This is a genomic window from Vibrio sp. 1580 (assembly GCF_033340055.1).
This window is the reverse complement of record NZ_JAWOVT010000464.1, coordinates 1-595: the sequence shown is the minus strand read 5'-3', so window position 1 is coordinate 595 and position 595 is coordinate 1. Positions and strand designations below refer to the sequence as shown.

Annotated in this window: 1 protein-coding gene; it reads right to left on the bottom strand. The window is 50.8% G+C overall.

Features of this window, described 5'->3' with window-relative positions:
- The coding region (locus R7093_RS26610; protein ID WP_318147200.1) for a serine protease at positions 1 to 595 on the bottom strand (595 nt) is incomplete at both ends.

Below are 595 nucleotides of genomic sequence, written 5' to 3'. Positions count from 1 at the left end.
CACGCCTGCACAGAATGCCACTTCACCAACGGTGGTGTAGTTTCCACCCGCCTGACGACAAGTGGCATCCGACACGAGTGGAACATCGACTTCTTGCAATCTTGTTGGCGAACTACCGCCTTCTGACGTTCGACCTAAACCTGCAACTGTCAACCAATCTCCAATACTGGCGTACTGCGCCAAGCTGCCGTCAGCAATTTCGACGGCGGATACACCTTGAGGGACAGAATCTAGCTTTAGAACCGCAATATCGTAAGAAAGCGTGGCGCGGCGATAAGACGGATGCATGTGTATTTCACTCACATTCGCTCTTACTCCATCGGTGCCGTTGTACACGACGCCACCAATTTTCACGGCGATTTGACTCGGTGAATCGCCCTCCACACAGTGAGCCGCCGTCAATACATAGCCATTGCCAATGTAACTGGCACCGCAATAGGAGCGATTGCTGTAGCGACTTACAATTTGTGTGTAGAACTTCCATTCAGTTGGATCGGCGGTAATGCCGCCCACGATTTTCGGTTGAATGATGTGGTTTTGCGTCTGTGATAAATCATCAGCACTTGCAAACATTGGCAAGACTGCCAAAGCAAGT